This is a genomic window from Achromobacter marplatensis, from assembly GCF_049060505.1.
GTDB classification, from domain to species: Bacteria; Pseudomonadota; Gammaproteobacteria; order Burkholderiales; family Burkholderiaceae_B; genus Achromobacter; species Achromobacter marplatensis_A.
Map to the genome: position 1 here is coordinate 259,063 of NZ_JBMGRB010000005.1, position 16,849 is coordinate 275,911.

Consider the following 16,849-nt stretch of genomic DNA (forward strand, 5'->3'; position numbering starts at 1 on the left):
TAACGATGACTGCTGCTGTGGCATTACCGGCCTGCGTGCTTGACGCGGCGCCCCGAATTCTTCTTCTGTCGCAGGATCCTGCCTGCATCCTGGCGCAGTTGGACGGCACCCGCGAGCCGTCGTCTGCAGCGCCCTTGCGCGACGACGTCTCCACTGACGAGATCACGCCGTTGCCGATCCTGACGCATTTCGACGAGAAGCTGGGGCGGTATCCGTATACGGGCCTGAGAGCGGGGGCGGCGCAGCCCATCGGCGTCGATGCGATCAAGCGGGCCGGCATCAATGTGGTCGTGGCGGGAAAGCGCTACGGCAAGGGATCCTCGCGGGAACACAGCCCCATGGCCGAAAAATGGGCTGGCGTGCGGCTGGTCATCGCCGAGAGCTTCGAGCGCATCTATCGGCAAAATGCCGACAACATCGGTTTGTACACCAGTACAGACCTGGGCCTGGTGGAGCGTTTGCGGCAAGGCGAGTCCATCACGGTGGACGAAATCGTTGCGGACCGCGACAGCTTGGCGGCCACCATTGTGCGGGCGGGCGGGTTGCTGGCGTTCGGGCAAAGGCACTTGCAAGGCGTGACGCAGGCGCCTGCCGTCGGCCGGGGTGACGTCCAGGCAGCGCAGCGGAACGTACCGCGCACGCTGTTCGAAAAGATCATCCAGCGCCACATGCTGGAAACGCCTGTCACGCCTGGCGATGCGCCGCAAGGCGCGGGCGTTTTCGTCCGCGCCGACTGGCGCTTTATCCACGAGTACTACACGGGCATGGCCGCGCACATGCTGCACACGCGCTTTGGCGGGCCGCTGCGGCTGGTGGATCCGGCGCGCATCGTGGTGTTCGAAGACCACACATCGTATGTCGACGAAAGCCCCAACCACGTCAGGGCAGGCATCGTCCCCAATATTCGCGTCATGTGCCAGGCGCAGCGCGATTTCGTCGATGCCTACCAGCTTCGACATCACCGCACCTTGACCGAGTCCGAAGCGGTGCAGGAGACGAGCGCCAATGTGGCGGGGATTTCGCACGCGATGATGGCAGAGCACTACGCGCTGCCCGGGCAGGTAGTGGTGGGCACCGATTCCCACACCCCGCATAGTGGCGCGCTGGGGTGTGTGGCGTTTGGCGTTGGCACCACCGACATGGCCAACGCTTTTGTCACGGGCGCCGTCCGTCTGACGCTGCCGGCGTCGCTGCGCATCGACCTGGCGGGCGCGTTGCCACAGGGCGTCACGGCAAAGGACATTGTGTTGCATCTGCTGGCGTTGCCAGAGATCCGTGCAGGCGAGGGCGTGGGCAAGGTATTTGAATTCACGGGCGACGTTATTGCGGCGATGTCTGTCGATGAACGCGCCACCTTGACCAATATGACGGCCGAATTGGGCGGCTTGACCGGTATCGTCGCGCCCGACGCCGAGACCGTCCGCTTCCTGCGCGAACGGCGCGGTGTGGACGTGGCTGTCGAAGCCTGGATGCACAGCGACCCCGATGCCGTCTATGCGGCGACGTTGCGGGTGGACTGTTCGGCCTTGTCGCCCCTTGTGGCCGCGCCGGGCGATCCGGGCAATGGCATCCCGCTTTCCAGCCTGCGGGTGCGGCCGCGCATCAATATCGCATACGGCGGCTCGTGCACCGCCGGCAAGCGCGAGGATTTCGACGCCTATCACCAAGTGCTGGCCTGGGCCGTGGACCGCGGCCTGCGCTTGCCCGATGGCGTGACGCTGTATCTGCAGTACGGCACCACGGCCGTGCGCGACTACTGCGTGGCGCAAGGCTATGACCGCACTTTCGCCGCGATTGGCGCGCGCATCTTGCAACCCTCCTGCGGGGCTTGCGCCAATTGCGGTCCGGGGTCGTCCACCGATCCGGGCCAGGTCACCATCAGCGCCATCAACCGGAACTTCCCGGGCCGCTCCGGCCCGGGAAGCGTGTGGCTGGGTAGCCCGCCCACCGTTATGGCGAGCGCGCTGGCGGGCAAGCTGACGTCGTTCGCGGAATTGCAGGCCGGGCACGTAGCCTGAAGGCTTACGGCGCCCTGGGCCTTTTATCTAGGGGTTCCTCCCAATTCGGACGCCGTGAAGCCCAGCTTAATGAAACCTTAATTGGCAGTCGTCCGGCACTGCGTCAGAGTGCGCACAGAGCAAACGGCCACCAGACGCCGTCTCAAGCGGCGATGCCATCCGTGCCGCAGTCAGCCCCGCACAGCAGACACCTATCAAAAGAAACCCGGGACAGACCGGGTGGCTTGCTATCGGCCGTCGCTGCCAGGCGGCGGCTTTCCCTGTTGGTCCGAGGAGACAACAATGAGCAAGAGCTGGAAGACGTTTGCGGGTGCATTGGGTACGGCGGCAGTCATGGCGGCAGGCAGTGCGCACGCCGCCGACGCGTCGCCGGACATCAAGTTGATGCAGCTTTCTGTCGGCAAGATCGAGCTGGACAAGGGCTTCATGACCGCGATGGTGGACGTGGGCACCAAGATCAAGATTCCGGTGCCGGCTTACGTGATCCAGCACCCGCGCGGGCTGGTGCTGTTCGATACCGGCATGAACCAGGCCACCGCCGATGGCAACTGCGCCAACTATTGGGGGCAGGGCCTGTGCGGGGCGTTCAATTCCATCCAGGAGCGCGACGAGGTCGTGGACCGGCAGCTGAAAGCCGCCGGCTTTGACGTCAGTGATGTGAAGTACGTCGTCTATTCGCACTTCCATCTGGACCACGCCGGCAATATCAAGATGTTCCCCAAGGCCAAGCACGTGGTGCAGAAGGCCGAATTGCGCGCCGCCTGGTGGCCCGAAAAATTCCAGCGCGCCGCCTACGTGATGAAGGACTTCGACACCACGCGCGACTACGACTTCATCCAGGTGGAAGGCGACTTCGACCTGTTCGGCGATGGCTCCATCGTGCTGCTGGATACCAAGGGGCACACCCAAGGCCATCAATCGTTGCAGGTGAAGCTGAAGAACACCGGCACGGTGCTGCTGGCGGCAGACGCCATCTACACGGGCGAGAACGAGGCGGGCGTGATTCCTGGCATTACCTGGAACACGGCGGCATCCATGCAGGCCATCGACCGCCTGAAGCAGATCCGCGACGCGCGCCAGGGCCAGCTCTGGTACAGCCATGACGCGGAGCAGCATGCGCAGAACGCCAAGACCAAAGTGTTCGACTGACGGAGCGCGCCATGCAGCCGGCGGTTGCCTTGCACGAGGTCTGCAAGTCGTTCGGGCCGCGTCAGGTCCTGCATTCGCTGAGCCTGTCCGTCAGGCCCGGTGAAATCGTAGGCCTGCTGGGTCCGAACGGCAGCGGCAAGACCACGACCCTGCGCCTGATGGCGGGATTCCATGCGCCCGACAGCGGCCGCGTCACGATCTGCGGGCGCGCGCCCGCTCCGGGGCGCGGCAACGCCGACATCGGCTATCTGCCGGAGCGCGCACCGCTCTACGATTCTCTGACGGTGACGCAGTACCTGGAGTTCGGGGCGGGGGTGAAGGTGGAGGGCGGGGCGCCTGCGCGCCGGCGGGCCATCGACCGCGCGATCGACGGCTTCGATCTGCAGGCCGTGGCACGCACGGTGATCGGCCGGCTGTCCAAAGGCCAACGCCAGCGCGTGGGCTTGGCCCAGGCTGTGCTGAACGACCCGCCCGTCTTGCTGCTGGACGAGGCCACCAATGGTCTGGATCCGGTGCAGATCGTCGAGGCCCGCGCGATGATCCGCCGTTGCGCCGAAGGCCGCGCCGTCGTCTTCAGCAGCCACTTGATGCAGGAAGTAGAGGCCCTGTGCACCCGTATCGCCATCCTGCGCCAAGGCAGGCTGGTGGAGGATGCGGCGCTGGGCCAGGCGCAGTCGGCCCTTCAATTGCAGCTGGCGTTGCCGGCGGCAGGCCATCCGGCGCTGCATGCCGCCCTATCGGCCTGCCCGGGCGTGCGCGGCGTGGATGCCGCGCCGTTGGGCGAGGGGCTAAGCAAATGGCGTATCAGCTGGCAAGCGGGCGAAGGCATGGGCCTGCTTCAAAGCCCGCGCGAAGCGACGTGTGACGCCGTCTTGCACATTGTGCTGGCGCACGCCGAAGTGCGCGCTGTGCTGTCGCTGCACGACGCGGTCGAAACCCGGCTGCTGGCCGCGCTGGCGCCCAACGATCCCTTGTTGCGGAGGCGGGCATGAAAGGCTTCGGGGCTTTATACCGGAAGGAACTGCGTACCGATTTCGGGTCCCCGGTGGCGCTGGTGGTGGTGGCGGTCTTTTGGGCGTTGTCGGGCTACCTGTTCAGTTTCAATCTGTTCTTCGTCAGTACCGGCCAGATGGTGACGGCATTTCACAACATGACGATCTTGCTGATCCTGGTAATGCCGCTGGTCAGCATGCGGGCGTTTGCCGAAGAGGCCCGGCAAGGCACGCTAGAGCTGTTGCTGACCTTGCCGCTATCGGATGCGGCGCTGGTGGCGGCCAAGTACGCGGCCGGATTGACGGTGTTGGCGCTGATGCTGGCCGGCACGGCCGCCGCCGTGTTGCCGCTGGCCTGGTACGGGCAGCCCGACTACGGCCCCATCCTGGGCGGCTACATCGGCGTGTTTCTGTACGGCGCGCTGTTCCTGGCGATCGGCATTGCGGTATCCAGCGCGTGCAGCAACCAGATCGTTGCCGCCAGCGCGACGTGGGGCATCCTGGTGCTGCTGTGGTTCATCGACTACCCCGCCGCGCTTGATGCGTTTCCCGCGCTGTCGCCGTTCTTCCAAGCCTTGTCCCTGTCGGCGCAGCATGTGGACTTCATCCGGGGCGTCCTGCCGGGGCCTGCCACGGTGACGCTGGCTAGCGTCGCCGTGCTGGCGCTGATGATCGCCGCGGTCAACTTGAAGCGCTGGAGGCTGCGGTGATGGCGCGCCCGTCATGGCGGCGCGCGGGCAAGCGCCTGTCGCTATGGCTGCCCGTGGTGGCGGTGGCCGCGTTGCTGCTGGCGTTGAACCTGTGGGCCGCCCGCAATCTGGGCCGTCTGGATTTGACGGCGCAGCGGCTCTATAGCCTGGCGCCCGAAAGCCTTGAGGTGGCCCGCCAGATCAAGCAGCCCGTAACCGTCACATGGTTCTACGACCTGCGCAACAAAAGCATGGTCGACGCCCTGGAACTGTTGCGCCAGTACGAGCACGCCAATCCGCTGATCCGCGTGCGCGGCGTGGACCCGGCGCTGCGCCCGGCCGAGGCGCGCGAGGCCGGCATCCAGTTCGCGGGCAGCGCCGTGCTGGCCGCCGATCACCGCAAGCTGACGATCAATGGCGGCACCGAAACCGACTTCACCAACGCGTTGATCCGCATCAGCCAGCGCGGGGCGCAAACGGTCTGCTTCACGCAGGGGCATCGCGAAGCCGTGCTGGACAGCCTGACGTCGCTGGACGACCTGGAAGACCATGGCGACGACGAAAACCTGGTGGCGCGCGTGGAAGTCCATGAACAACATGGCATGGCGATGGCGCGCAATGCCTTGCAGACCCTGGGATACGCGACGCGCGGCGTGCAGGCCGGCAGCCTTGCGCAGGCGCTGCCGGCTTGCGCCGTGGTGGTGGCGGCGGGCCCGCGCACGCCGTTCGGCGGCGGCGACGCCCAGGCGTTGCGCCAGTGGACCACGTCGGGCGGTAAGACCTTGCTGCTGCTGGAGCCCGATACGCGGCATGGCCTGGACGCGTTGCTGGGCGACTTCGGCATCGCGCGTCCGCCCGGGGCATTGGCGGACCCGGGCAGCCATTACCGCAATGACCCGGGCAGCCCCGCCGTCAGCGACTACACGCGCCACAAGATGACGCGCGGCTTGCCCCTTAGCTTCTTTCCCGGCGCGGCGGGCCTGGAGCCCGCGGGCGACAGCTTGCCCCAGGGCGTCGTCGTGACGCCCCTGGCGCAAACGTCCGTCCAGGCGCATCTGCCCGGCCAGCCGGCGGGGCGCTACACCTTGATGGCGTTGGCCACCCGCAACGCGCAGGCGGCCAGCGTGGACGGCGCGGCGCACCCGGCGCTATTGGTGGTGGGCGACAGCGACTTCGCCACCAATCGCCATTTCGCCACGCTGGGAAACGGCGCATTGTTCACCAGCGCCGTGACGCTGCTGGCGGGCCAGGACGCCTTGCTGACGATCCGGCCGCGCCACTACGAAGGCCGTCGCGTCGAACTTACCAACCGGCAGATGCGGACGGTGTTCTGGACCAGCACTGTCGCCTTGCCGCTGCTGGCATTGATGACGGGGCTGCTGCTGTGGTGGAGACGGCGGTGAGGCCGGCGGGGATATCGGGGCGCGCCATGTGGCTGCTGTTGCTGGCGACGGGCGTGGGCTTGTCGGCGTGGCAATGGCACGAGGCCGCCGAAGGCCCGGCCAGCCATGGTGGCCACACGCATCTGCACGACGACGCCGGCAAACCGGCGCGCCTGTATGCCTGGGATGCGGCCGAAGCCGCGCACCTGACGCTAGCCACACCCGCGGCGTCGGTGACGTTATCGCGCGGTGGGAAAGGCTGGGCGCCCACGTCCGACGGGCTTGCCGGCGGGTTTGACGCGACGCAGTTTCTGGCGCTGTTTTCGCAAGCCCGCAGCGACCGCGTGCTGACGCCCCATGCCGATCAATCGTATGGACTGAATCCGCCCCAATTGCAGATCGACATCCGCGATGCCGCCGGTCTGCGCCTCGCCCAAATGGCGGTAGGGGCGATGGCGCCGGACGGCTTAGGCCGTTATGTGCAATTGCCTGGCGAAGCGCAGATCCGCATCATCCCCGACTACCAGACACGTGCGCCGATGGCGGCGATGCTGCAGGTAAACCCGGATGTGGAAATCCCGTAGCTGGCCGCCTCTCTATCGCTTGTGAAGCCCGGCTTGCACAAAGATAAATAGGCGCTGAAAAGGGGCCTACCTATACTTCGTTTCCATTATCGGACGGGTTCGAACCGGCGCCTTCACCAGCCTGGCGAACCACCCACATAAGCGCCTTGCGGTCCGCTTCGCTTGTATCGAAGTCGGGCATGCAAGGTCCATAACGAGACAAGGGCGCGTGAAGCGCGTCCGGGGCGACAAGCCCGCACTACCGTGCAGATTTCACGTTGTCGCGGCAACGCGTCGTCCGCGCGGCAGGTGTTTAGCGTATTGGGAGAAGACGCTTGACCTTGGATCTACTGCCTCTCGCCTTGGTGGATGGCGTGGCCTACGCCAGTCTGCTGTTCCTGGTGTCGATGGGGTTAACCCTGGTGTTCGGCGTGATGGGCATTTTGAATGTCGCCCATGGCGCCTTCTACGCGTTCGGCGGCTACGCCGCGGCCAGCCTGGTCATGTTTCTGGCGCCCAAGACCGACTCCCCCGTGCTGTTGTTCGCGGCGTTGTTCGTGGCCGCCATCGCCGTCGGCCTGGCGCTGGGCAGCATCATGGAATTCGTGCTGATCCGCCGGGCGCAAAACTACGACCCCATCCTGAAACTGCTGATCACCTTTGGCGGCTTCCTGATGCTGGAAGACATCCAGCGCTTGCTGTGGGGCGCGCAGCCCTACAGCGCCAGCGAGGTCGTCAACCGGCTGGGCAACATCGAAATCGGCGACATCACCTACACCACCTACCAACTGGTCGTGGTGCCGGTGACGGCGGTGCTGGCCTACGTGTGCCTGGAGTTCTTCCTGCGCCACACCAAGCTGGGCAAGCAGACCGTGGCCACCACCCACAACCGGGAAGTCGCGACGTCGCTGGGCATCAACGCCAAGAAGATCGGCTACGTCACCTTTGTGATCGCGACCATCCTGGGCGCCCTGGGCGGTGCGCTGGCGGCGCCCACCACATCGCTGGTGCCGGGCGCCGGCACGGACATGACGGTACTGTCTTTCGCGGTGGTCGCCACCGCGGGCCTGGGACAGATCACCGGCGCGCTGATCGCGGCGCTGCTGATCGGCATCATTCGCGCCATCGCGGTCTACGCCGCGCCTGAACTGGAAGTGGCGGTGCCCTACATCATCATGGTGCTGGTGCTGATCATCCGGCCGCATGGCCTGTTCACGGTCGCCCAAGCGCGGAGGATCTGATGAAAGTCGCCGTACTCAGCCTCGTGGCCGCGCTGGCCACGCTATTCCTGGGCTATGCCTATTCCTGGACCATCACGCCGATCGTCATCGGCCTGACCTACGCCATCGCCGCGTTGGGCGTGTCGGTGATGGCCCGCGCCGGCCAGATATCGTTCGGCCACGCGATGTACTCGTGCATCTCGGCCTATACCGTGGCCTTCCTGGCGCGCGCCATGCCCGGCACCGACGCCTTGGTGCTGATCCTGGCGGGCGTGGTCGCCAGCTTCGTGTCCGCCATCGTGATCGGCCTGTTCGTGGTGCGCTACCGCGGCATCTTCTTCGGCATGTTGAACCTGGCGCTGAGCATGGTGCTGTTCGCGCTGCTGGGCAAGCTCTACACCCTGACCGGCGGGTCGGACGGCCTGCGTATCGTGCGCCCGACCATGGCCGGCATCCTGATGGAGCGCGAATCTTTCGAGCGCGCGCTGCTGGTGTTGACGCTGGTGCTGTCGATGGCCTTGGCCTGGTGGGTGCAGCGCTACTTCCGGTCGGGCAGCGGCCAGGCCCTGTCGGCCATCAAGACGAACGAGACGCGCATCGAATACCTGGGGTTTTCCGCGTACTTCATCATGTGGAAGGGCTATCTACTGTCGGCCGTCGTGGTGGGCTTCTCGGGCGCCATCCTGGCCTTGATGCAGGGCCTGGTCACACCGGAAATCGGGTCGTGGCTGCGCTCGGGCGAATTCGTGTTCATCACGATCCTGGGCGGGGCCGGTCACGCGGCGGGCGCATTCCTGGGCGCGGTGGGCTTCGAGACCGTGAAGCTGGTTTCGGCGGCGTACTTCCCGGGCCTGTGGCAGTTCCTGCTGGGCCTGACGCTGATCCTGGTGATCTTCATGTTCCCCACCGGATTCGTCGGCCAGATCATGAAGCGCGCCGCCAACCGCAAGCGCGACCTGGCGCGTGCCGGCGCCACCGGGCAGGCGCGGGTATCGCCCAATGCGCAGGCAGCGGCAAGGAACTGACGATGAAACCCCTGATTCAAACCACCGGCCTGTACCTGGCCTTCGGCGGCGTCGTCGCGGCCGACAACATTGATTTCGAACTGCACGAGGGCGAACGCCTGGCCGTGATCGGACAGAACGGCGCCGGCAAGACCACCTTCATCAACATCTGCACGGGCTATCTGGCGCCGTCCAAGGGCAAGGTGTACTTCGACGGCCGCGACGTCACGGCCATGGCGCCGCGCAAGATCGTGCGCCTGGGGCTGGGGCGGTCGTTCCAGCTGCCGCAGCTGTTCACCGAGCATACGGTGCGCCAGTGCGTGCAGATCGCGGCGGCGCGGCGCAACAAGGAACTTAGCTGGTTCCGGTCGCTGGAAAGCACCATCGACGACAAGGAAGTGGACGCCACGCTGGATTTGGTGGGGCTGCTGCCCGAGGCCGACGAAGCGTCCATCGAACTGCCGGAAGGCAAGCGCAAGCTGCTTGACGTGGCGATGGCGCTGGCGCTGCAACCCAAGCTGCTGATCATGGACGAACCGACCAGCGGCGTCGCGTCTGAAGACAAGTTCGCCTTGATGGAAACCGTGATGCACGCGCTGGACGAACGCCGCGTGACAAGCTGGTTCGTCGAGCACGACGTGGACATTGTGTCGCGCTACGCCACGCGGGTGGCCGCCTGGATCGCCGGCAAAGTGGCCGCCGACGGCACGCCCGCCGAGGTCTTGAATAACCCGCAGATCAAAAGCGAAGTGCTGGGGGCCTGAACCATGTTGAATCTATCGGCCATCAACGTCGACCTGGCGGGCAACCGCATCCTGCGCGACGTCAGCGCCAGCTTCGAACCATCCAAGACCATCGGCATCGTGGGCCGCAACGGCGCGGGCAAGACCACGCTGCTGCGCACCATCATGGGCCTGACCAAGATCAAGTCCGGCAAGATCGCGTTCGACGGCACGGACCTGACGGCGTTGCCCGGGCACAAGCGGGCCGCCCTGAAGGTGGGATACGCGCCCGAAGACCGCGTGATCTTCCCGACCATGACCGTGGAAGAAAACCTGAACCTGCCCTGCGAAGTGCAAGGCCAGTCCAAGGCCGAGATCGCCGCGCGCATTGCCACGGTGCTGAAGGTGGTGCCGCAGCTGGAACCCATGCTGGGCCGGTCCGGGTCGGCGCTGTCGGGCGGCCAGGGAAAGATGGTGGCGCTGGCGCGCGCAATCATGATCGGCACCCGCCTCTTGATGCTGGACGAACCTTTCCAGGGCCTGGCCCCGAAGCTGGCGCGCGACTATACGGAAGCGCTGGCGCGGCTGAAGGAACTGCAACCCGACCTATGCGTGGTGATCACCGAGTCCAACGTGAAGTTGCTTGGCGACATCCCTGACCAGATCTGGACGATCGAGCGCGGCTCGATCACCTTGAATTGAATACCCGGAGACTTTCCATGACGCAGATGATTATCGACGGCCGCAAGGCCGATGCCGCAGACGGACGCACCATCGACGTGGTGTCGCCGGTGGACGGCAAGGTGTTCACCACCATCCCGCGCGGCCAGCAAGCCGACGTGGACGCCGCCGTGACGGCGGCGCGCGCCGCGCTGGATGGCGGCTGGGGCAGCATGACCGCGCTGGAGCGCGGCCGGCTGCTGCTGCGCCTGGGCGAGTCCGTGCTGGCGCACCACGAAGAACTGTCTCAGCTGGAATCGCGCGACACGGGCAAGCCCATGTCCACGGCGCGCGCCGACATCACCGTGCTGGCGCGCTATTTCGAGTTCTACGGCGGCGCGGCCGACAAGGTGCATGGCCAGACCATCCCATTCCAGAAGGACTATTCCGTCCAGTTGATCCGCGAACCGCTGGGCGTCACCGCGCACATCATTCCGTGGAACTACCCGGCGCAGATGTTTGGCCGCAGCGTGGCCCCGGCATTGGCCATGGGCAACGCCGCGGTGGTCAAGCCGGCCGAAGACGCCTGCCTGTCCATCATCCGCGTGGCCGAGCTGGCCTTGGAAGTGGGCTTCCCGGCCGGTGCGCTGAACATCGTGACGGGCTTGGGCGAAGAGGCGGGCGCCAGCCTGTCGCGCCATGCCGGCATCAACTTCATCACGTTCACGGGATCGAACGAGGTCGGCGTGCTGATCCAGCAAGCCGCCGCCGTCAACGCGGTGAAGTGCGTGCTGGAACTGGGTGGAAAGTCTGCCCATATCGTGTTCGACGACGCCCGCTACAAACTGGCCATCCCCGCCATCGTCAAAGGCATCGTCCACAACGCGGGCCAGACCTGCACCGCCGGCAGCCGCCTGCTGGTGCAAAAAGGCATCTACGCCGACTTCATGAAGGCGCTGGCGGAAGAGTTTTCAAAGGTCCGCGCCGGCACGCCGGACATGGATCTGACGTGCGGCCCCGTGGTCAACAAGGCGCAGTTCGACCGCGTCAACCGCTACATCGCCAAGGGCCTGGCCGACGGCCTGAAAGTGGCGGCCGAAGGCGCCATCGCCGACGGTGTGCCGGCGGGCGGTTACTTCGTCAAACCCACCTTGTTCAGCGCCCCATCGCACGACAGCACGTTGCTGACCGAAGAGATCTTTGGCCCCGTGCTGGTCGCGCTGCCGTTCGACACCGAAGCCGACGCCATCCGACTGGCCAACGCCACCGACTACGGCCTGCTGGGCGCGGTCTGGACGGAAAACGGCGGGCGTCAGCAGCGCGTGGCGCGCGGCATCAAATGCGGGCAGGTCTATATCAACGGATTTGGCGCCGGCGGCGGCGTGGAACTGCCGTTTGGCGGCGTCAAGAAAAGCGGCCACGGGCGCGAAAAGGGTTTTATCGCCCTGGAAGAAATGAGCACGACCAAAACATTGATCCAATTCTACGGCGAATGATCGCCAAGCTATCCGGGGACAAGTCATGAGTCAGTTGCAAGGAAAAGTCGCCATCGTCACCGGCGGGGGAAGCGGGTTCGGTGAAGGCATCGTCAAGCTGTACGCCAAAGAAGGCGCGAAGGTGGTCATCGCCGATATCAACAAAGAAGCCGCCGACCGCGTGGCCGCCGAGGTGGGCGCCGCCGCCCTTGCCGTGAAGGCCGATGTGTCCAGCCGCGCCGATATCGACAACGTGGTCCGCACGTGCCAGGAAACGTTCGGCTCGGTGGATATCGTCGTCAATAACGCGGCCATCACCCACAAGAACCAGCCGATGCTGGACGTGGACGAGGCCATGTTCGACCGCATGTTCGACATTAACGTGAAGTCGATCTACCACATGGCGCAAGCCGTGGTGCCCGTGATGCGCAAGCAGAAGCGCGGCGTGATCCTGAACGTGGGGTCCACGGCGGGCATCCGTCCGCGCCCCGGGCTCAGCTGGTACAACGCGTCCAAAGGCGCCGTCAACGTGTTGTCGAAATCCATGGCGGTGGAACTCGGCCCCGACGGCATCCGCGTCAACGCCATCTGCCCCGTGATGGGCATCACGGGCATGTTCGAGTTGTTCATGGGCCTGCCCGACACGCCCGAGAACCGCGCCAAGTTTGTCTCTACCATTCCGTTGGGCCGATTCTGCCAGCCGTCGGACGTGGCGGCCGCGGCCTTGTTCCTGGCCAGCGACGCGGCGGAGTTCATCACCGGCGTGGAATTCCCCGTGGACGGCGGCCGTACCGTCTGATCGTTTTGAATGGGCCCGGCCACGTCCGGGCCGTCTTCTCTCTACCGTGGGTGTCAGACGCATGAAAATCAAAGCGGCGTTGTTGCGCAACGTAGGGGTTCAAGGCCCCTACGCCCAGACCCGGCCATTGACCATCGCCGAGATCGAATTGGACCCGCCCGGTACGGGCGAAGTGCTGGTGAAGATCAAGGCGGCTGGGCTGTGCCATTCCGACTTGTCGGTGATCAACGGCGACCGCCCGCGCGGCGTTCCCATCGTGCTGGGCCACGAATCGTCCGGCGAAGTCGTTGAAACCGGCCCCGGCGTCACGGACCTGAAACCGGGCGATCACGTCGCCATGGTGTTCGTGCCCAGTTGCGGTTGCTGCAACCCGTGCATGGAAGGCCGCCCCGCATTGTGCGAGCCGGGCGCCGCCGCCAACACCCAAGGCACCTTGCTGGGTGGCGACCGCCGCCTGCACATCGGCAGCGAATACATCAACCACCACACCGGCGTGTCGTGCTTCGCGGAATATGCGGTCGTGTCGCGCCGGTCTTGCGTCAAGGTCAATGTCGAACTCAGCCACCGTGAGGCCGCGCTCTTCGGCTGCGCCGTGCTGACCGGCGCCGGCGCGGTGTTGAACCGCGCGCGCATCAAGGCAGGCGACACCGCGGCCATCGTGGGGCTGGGCGGCGTGGGACTCAGCGCATTGCTGGCCGCCGTGGCCGCCGGCGCGCGCCGCGTGGTCGCCGTTGACCTCAGCGACGAAAAACTGGCGCTGGCCAAGGAACTGGGCGCCACCCACACCGTCAACCCCAAACAGGTCAAGACGGACGACGACCTGTTCGATCTGGCCGGTGGCCGCGTGGACTACGGCTTCGACATGGCAGGCGCCGTACCCGCCTTCGAAACCGCCTACAAACTGACCCGGCGCGGCGGCGCGACCGTCACGTCCGGCTTGCCCAACCCGAAATTCAGCTTCCCCTTGTCGCTATCGCAAATGGTGGGCGAAGAGCGCGACATCCGCGGCAGCTATCTGGGGTCGGGCGTGCCTGCCATCGATATCAGCCGCTACATCGACCTGTACAAGGCCGGCCAGTTGCCGGTGGACCGGATGATGGGCAAATCGTTTTCGCTGGACCAGATCAACGAGGGGTTCGATCACCTCGCTACCGGCGGCAGCCTGCGCGACGCCATCGTTTTCTAAGGGCATAGACCCGACTACAACACTGGAGACAAGACCATGAAAACCTCAAGACTGGCTGCCCTTTTGGGCGCCACCCTGCTGTCGGGCTTCACGGCGCTGGCCAGCGCTGCGGACAAGCCGAAGGAATTGAACATCGGTATTTCGACCTTCCTGTCGGGGTCTGCATCGGTGTTTGGCGTGCCGGCCCGCGACGCGGCCGAGATCCTGATCCAGGACATCAACGCCGCCGGCGGCATCGACGGCGTCAAGCTCGTTCCCAGCTACATCGACGAAGGCGGCGGCGGCGAAAAGCTGTTGTCCGAATACCGCCGCCTGGCCGAAGGCGGCACGCGCGTCATGCTGTCGGCCATCTCCAGCGGCCATTGCAACATCGTGGCGCCGGTGGCCGAAGACCTGAAAGTGCTGAACGTGTTGTGGGACTGCGGCACGGAAAAGGCCCTGGAAGGCAAGAAGTACAAGTACGTCGTCCGCACCCAGGCCAACGCCACCACCGAAATGGTCGCGCAGGTGCTGTACCTGATGAAGGTCAAGCCCGACTTCAAGACCATCGCCATCGTCAACCAGGACTACGCCTGGGGCCGAGATTCGCGCGACATCTTCCTGGCCGCGCTGAAGAAGTTCAAGCCGGACGTGAAGGTCGTGGCCGAGATGTTCCCCAAGTTTGGCGCCGCCGACTTCTCCACCGAAATCAGCCGTTTGCAAGCGCTGCGTCCGGACGTCATTGTCTCGACGTCGTGGGGCGGCGACCTGGACAACTTCGTGCGCCAGGCATCCCAGCGCAACCTGTTCAAGAACTCGACGTTTGTGCTGTCGCTGGCCGAAAGCTCGCTGGAGCGCCTGGGCAACGCGTTGCCTGAAGGCGTCTACGTCGGCGCTCGCGGCGACCACTACTTCCTGCATCCGGAAACCAAGGACGATCCGAAGCACCAGGCCTTCGTGAAGAAATTCCACGACAAGACCGGCGCCTACCCCATCTACTCGGTCTACCACATGGTGCAAGCCATTCAGGGCCTGAAAGCCGGCTACGAAAAAGCCATCAAGGACAACGGCGGCGCGTGGCCCAGCCCGGAGCAGGTGGCCGCCGCCATGCACGACGTGACCTTCAAGGGCTACGGCCGCGAAGTCAAAATGCATCGCGCCGACGGCCAGGGCCTGGAAGCGCAGTTGTTCGGCGTGACGAAAAAGAGCGACAAGTACCCGTTCAAGGTGCTGGCCGACATCACCATCGTCCCGGCTGAACTGGTCACCCCGGGCGTGTCCGACACGTCGATGGAGTGGATCGAAAAGAGCCTGACCCCGGACGTGCTGAAAAGCGACCAGATCAAGGTCTTCGCGAACTGATCAATCGGTGTTGTGTGTGTGCAGGGACGTCCCCGGCGAGCAATCGCCGGGGTTTTTTTTGTGCAGGGGGCATCCTGCGCAGCGAGGCCGACTGCTACGGGAGGCCTGACGGGTTCTCGTGCGTCAGGAACGTCGTCGGAACGTGGGCGGTCAGCCATACGCCGTTGTCCGCCTGGTAGAACGCAAAGCCTTGCTGATGCATGGCCCCGGCGGCAACGTGCAGGATGACAGGTGCGCCATAACGCTGGCCGACCGACATAGCCGTCTGCCGGTTATCCGACAGGTGGACATGCTGCCGCTGCCCGGGCTTCAAGCCTTCCTGCATGATGGACGGGATAAACCGCGTCGCCGTCCCATGGAAGAGTGTCGCGGGCGGGGTGATGGCCGTATGGCTGATCGCAACGGTTTCCGTCGTGTGCCCCTGCGCGGCGCGGATTCGTTTGCCGTCTTCAGAGATGCTGAAGCGTTGCTTGTCGTTGTCCCGGACAACGGTGCGAAGCAAGGTGTCGTCCAACGCCTTGCCCGCCCGCCGCGCGCCGTCGATCAAGGTAGCAATATCCGCCCATCCCTCGCTATCCAGCGTCAGGCCAATAGCTTGGGGATTGTGGCGCAGCACATAGCTGAGAAATTTACTGGTTTCTGTGGTGTGGGTTTTCATATTTTTTTGTTTGGGTCGCCGGACGGAATTTAGCCCCGGCGTTTTGAGCGGGCGATCCGTGGGAAAAAGGTCGTGCATTGCACAGAAAGCTCGAGGACCGTGCCGCTGCTTTTCATTGTTGTCATGCCGGTCATACCCGGTATTCAAGCGTATCTGCGGTGGCGATGTAAAGCGATCACACCCTACGACGGTCTGATACGACATCCGGACGTTGTGGCAGCGCAACGGCGTATCGTTCCGCTGGGGCGAGGGAGCGACACCGCCGGCACCACCCCAACGCAAAATTCGCCCCGTCGTCGACCTTGCCGAGCGACACGCTGGCATGCGATTTAAGGTGTCAGGCCGACACCTTATTCCGGATAAACTGCGTCGTGGTCCCATGGAAGAGGATGGCCGGCCGGGGAGCAGGATTGAAAGGAACACTGATATTAGGCATATTGGAATTCAATAAGGCGGTTTTAGACGACGGCCTGATGATTCTTCCAGGTGCTCCTGCCGGCCGATCGGAAGGCGCGACAAAAGGACTTCATATGAACAGTACGATGGAAAACAACAATACTCTGTCCGGCAAGGAGTTGGCAGCGCAATGATCGGCTGGTGGATCGTTATATCGACGCACAGCCCCGAGGAATGCGATCGCGCCGACGCGAAAGCCTGTCGTGCGGCCATCCTGGCGCAGTGGGAGGCAGGCGCGGAGGGTCTTCGCTGGATCGAAAAACTGGTCAAGCAAGGCAAGGCCGCCAAGGTCTCAGGAAGCGGCTACCCGAACCGCTACATCTCCCGCGCTGGTGATGTGCTGCCGCTGATCGAAGGCGGCGGCATCCAGTCATCCCAGGTGGGCGTCTGGATTTTCGGCATCGACGAGGGCGAGGAATATGCCCAGCCGCCTGGCTGGATGGGCAAGATTGAAGTACATGCCGACCGCGTGGCGGCCTGTCCCGCCAAACACTTCCTGACCATCGACGCCTGGGATCAGTCCTGAAAAAATTAA

At 64.8% G+C, this 16,849-nt stretch carries 17 protein-coding genes; 16 read left to right on the forward strand and 1 reads right to left on the reverse strand.

Going from position 1 to position 16,849, the window contains the following annotated elements:
* Positions 1-5: 5 nt before the first annotated feature.
* The 14 genes from ACI0FO_RS14915 to ACI0FO_RS14980 all read left to right on the forward strand — a co-directional run bounded on the left by ACI0FO_RS14915 (position 6) and on the right by ACI0FO_RS14980 (position 15,200).
* Positions 6-2,018, forward strand: coding sequence for an aconitase family protein (locus ACI0FO_RS14915; protein ID WP_416027762.1), 2,013 nt, complete (start codon positions 6-8; stop codon positions 2,016-2,018).
* A 282-nt stretch (positions 2,019-2,300) separates the two neighbouring features.
* Positions 2,301-3,167: an N-acyl homoserine lactonase family protein gene (locus ACI0FO_RS14920; protein ID WP_416027764.1), complete on the forward strand. Its 867-nt coding sequence runs from the start codon at positions 2,301-2,303 to the stop codon at positions 3,165-3,167.
* Between the two features lie 11 nt (positions 3,168-3,178).
* On the forward strand, positions 3,179-4,159 hold the full coding sequence (locus tag ACI0FO_RS14925) for an ABC transporter ATP-binding protein (protein ID WP_416027766.1): 981 nt from the start codon (positions 3,179-3,181) through the stop codon (positions 4,157-4,159).
* A complete protein-coding gene (locus ACI0FO_RS14930) occupies positions 4,156-4,869 on the forward strand; it encodes an ABC transporter permease (RefSeq protein ID WP_416027768.1) in 714 nt (237 codons plus the stop codon). Before ACI0FO_RS14925 ends, ACI0FO_RS14930 begins: the two co-directional genes overlap by 4 nt.
* Positions 4,869-6,251, forward strand: coding sequence for a GldG family protein (locus tag ACI0FO_RS14935; protein ID WP_416027769.1), 1,383 nt, complete (start codon positions 4,869-4,871; stop codon positions 6,249-6,251). Before ACI0FO_RS14930 ends, ACI0FO_RS14935 begins: the two co-directional genes overlap by 1 nt.
* Positions 6,252-6,277: 26 nt before the next feature.
* On the forward strand, positions 6,278-6,814 hold the full coding sequence (locus ACI0FO_RS14940) for an electron transporter SenC (RefSeq protein ID WP_416027771.1): 537 nt from the start codon (positions 6,278-6,280) through the stop codon (positions 6,812-6,814).
* A gap of 314 nt (positions 6,815-7,128) precedes the next feature.
* Positions 7,129-8,034 carry a branched-chain amino acid ABC transporter permease gene (locus ACI0FO_RS14945; RefSeq protein ID WP_105557049.1) on the forward strand — a complete coding sequence of 302 codons (906 nt, stop codon included), beginning with the start codon at positions 7,129-7,131 and terminating at the stop codon, positions 8,032-8,034.
* On the forward strand, positions 8,034-9,038 hold the full coding sequence (locus ACI0FO_RS14950) for a branched-chain amino acid ABC transporter permease (RefSeq protein WP_416027773.1): 1,005 nt from the start codon (positions 8,034-8,036) through the stop codon (positions 9,036-9,038). Before ACI0FO_RS14945 ends, ACI0FO_RS14950 begins: the two co-directional genes overlap by 1 nt.
* A gap of 2 nt (positions 9,039-9,040) precedes the next feature.
* Entirely contained in the window at positions 9,041-9,781 is a 741-nt protein-coding gene (locus ACI0FO_RS14955; RefSeq protein ID WP_105557047.1) for an ABC transporter ATP-binding protein, read from the forward strand.
* Between the two features lie 3 nt (positions 9,782-9,784).
* Entirely contained in the window at positions 9,785-10,441 is a 657-nt protein-coding gene (locus ACI0FO_RS14960; protein ID WP_416027775.1) for an ABC transporter ATP-binding protein, read from the forward strand.
* Positions 10,442-10,458: 17 nt separating this feature from the next.
* Positions 10,459-11,895, forward strand: coding sequence for an aldehyde dehydrogenase family protein (locus ACI0FO_RS14965; RefSeq protein ID WP_416027777.1), 1,437 nt, complete (start codon positions 10,459-10,461; stop codon positions 11,893-11,895).
* A gap of 25 nt (positions 11,896-11,920) precedes the next feature.
* The gene (locus ACI0FO_RS14970) at positions 11,921-12,673 is read left to right on the forward strand and encodes a glucose 1-dehydrogenase (RefSeq protein WP_105557044.1); all 753 of its coding nucleotides are present in this window, start codon (positions 11,921-11,923) and stop codon (positions 12,671-12,673) included.
* Between the two features lie 61 nt (positions 12,674-12,734).
* A complete protein-coding gene (locus ACI0FO_RS14975) occupies positions 12,735-13,859 on the forward strand; it encodes a zinc-dependent alcohol dehydrogenase family protein (RefSeq protein WP_416027779.1) in 1,125 nt (374 codons plus the stop codon).
* A gap of 36 nt (positions 13,860-13,895) precedes the next feature.
* A complete protein-coding gene (locus ACI0FO_RS14980) occupies positions 13,896-15,200 on the forward strand; it encodes an ABC transporter substrate-binding protein (RefSeq protein ID WP_105557042.1) in 1,305 nt (434 codons plus the stop codon).
* A 94-nt stretch (positions 15,201-15,294) separates the two neighbouring features.
* Here ACI0FO_RS14980 and ACI0FO_RS14985 read toward each other — a convergent pair whose 3' ends face one another.
* Positions 15,295-15,858 (reverse strand): RNA 2'-phosphotransferase, encoded by a 564-nt coding sequence (locus ACI0FO_RS14985; RefSeq protein WP_416027781.1) that lies wholly within the window; start codon positions 15,856-15,858, stop codon positions 15,295-15,297.
* A 410-nt stretch (positions 15,859-16,268) separates the two neighbouring features.
* On the opposite strand from ACI0FO_RS14985, the gene ACI0FO_RS14990 reads away from it, so the two are divergent.
* Both ACI0FO_RS14990 and ACI0FO_RS14995 read left to right on the forward strand, forming a co-directional pair.
* Entirely contained in the window at positions 16,269-16,448 is a 180-nt protein-coding gene (locus ACI0FO_RS14990) for a hypothetical protein (protein WP_416027783.1), read from the forward strand.
* A complete protein-coding gene (locus ACI0FO_RS14995; RefSeq protein WP_416027785.1) occupies positions 16,445-16,840 on the forward strand; it encodes a hypothetical protein in 396 nt (131 codons plus the stop codon). Before ACI0FO_RS14990 ends, ACI0FO_RS14995 begins: the two co-directional genes overlap by 4 nt.
* Positions 16,841-16,849: the final 9 nt, after the last annotated feature.

Excerpts from the sequence above, each read along its gene's own strand:
- ACI0FO_RS14975 (WP_416027779.1), top strand. The coding sequence starts at position 12,735 with ATGAAAATCAAAGCGGCGTTGTTGCGCAACGTAGGGGTTCAAGGCCCC.
- ACI0FO_RS14955 (WP_105557047.1), top strand. The coding sequence starts at position 9,041 with ATGAAACCCCTGATTCAAACCACCGGCCTGTACCTGGCCTTCGGCGGC.
- ACI0FO_RS14995 (WP_416027785.1), top strand. The coding sequence starts at position 16,445 with ATGATCGGCTGGTGGATCGTTATATCGACGCACAGCCCCGAGGAATGC.
- ACI0FO_RS14980 (WP_105557042.1), top strand. The coding sequence starts at position 13,896 with ATGAAAACCTCAAGACTGGCTGCCCTTTTGGGCGCCACCCTGCTGTCG.
- ACI0FO_RS14985 (WP_416027781.1), bottom strand. The coding sequence starts at position 15,858 with ATGAAAACCCACACCACAGAAACCAGTAAATTTCTCAGCTATGTGCTG.
- ACI0FO_RS14935 (WP_416027769.1), top strand. The coding sequence starts at position 4,869 with ATGGCGCGCCCGTCATGGCGGCGCGCGGGCAAGCGCCTGTCGCTATGG.
- ACI0FO_RS14960 (WP_416027775.1), top strand. The coding sequence starts at position 9,785 with ATGTTGAATCTATCGGCCATCAACGTCGACCTGGCGGGCAACCGCATC.
- ACI0FO_RS14915 (WP_416027762.1), top strand. The coding sequence starts at position 6 with ATGACTGCTGCTGTGGCATTACCGGCCTGCGTGCTTGACGCGGCGCCC.
- ACI0FO_RS14950 (WP_416027773.1), top strand. The coding sequence starts at position 8,034 with ATGAAAGTCGCCGTACTCAGCCTCGTGGCCGCGCTGGCCACGCTATTC.
- ACI0FO_RS14965 (WP_416027777.1), top strand. The coding sequence starts at position 10,459 with ATGACGCAGATGATTATCGACGGCCGCAAGGCCGATGCCGCAGACGGA.
- ACI0FO_RS14925 (WP_416027766.1), top strand. The coding sequence starts at position 3,179 with ATGCAGCCGGCGGTTGCCTTGCACGAGGTCTGCAAGTCGTTCGGGCCG.
- ACI0FO_RS14940 (WP_416027771.1), top strand. The coding sequence starts at position 6,278 with ATGTGGCTGCTGTTGCTGGCGACGGGCGTGGGCTTGTCGGCGTGGCAA.
- ACI0FO_RS14930 (WP_416027768.1), top strand. The coding sequence starts at position 4,156 with ATGAAAGGCTTCGGGGCTTTATACCGGAAGGAACTGCGTACCGATTTC.
- ACI0FO_RS14920 (WP_416027764.1), top strand. The coding sequence starts at position 2,301 with ATGAGCAAGAGCTGGAAGACGTTTGCGGGTGCATTGGGTACGGCGGCA.
- ACI0FO_RS14970 (WP_105557044.1), top strand. The coding sequence starts at position 11,921 with ATGAGTCAGTTGCAAGGAAAAGTCGCCATCGTCACCGGCGGGGGAAGC.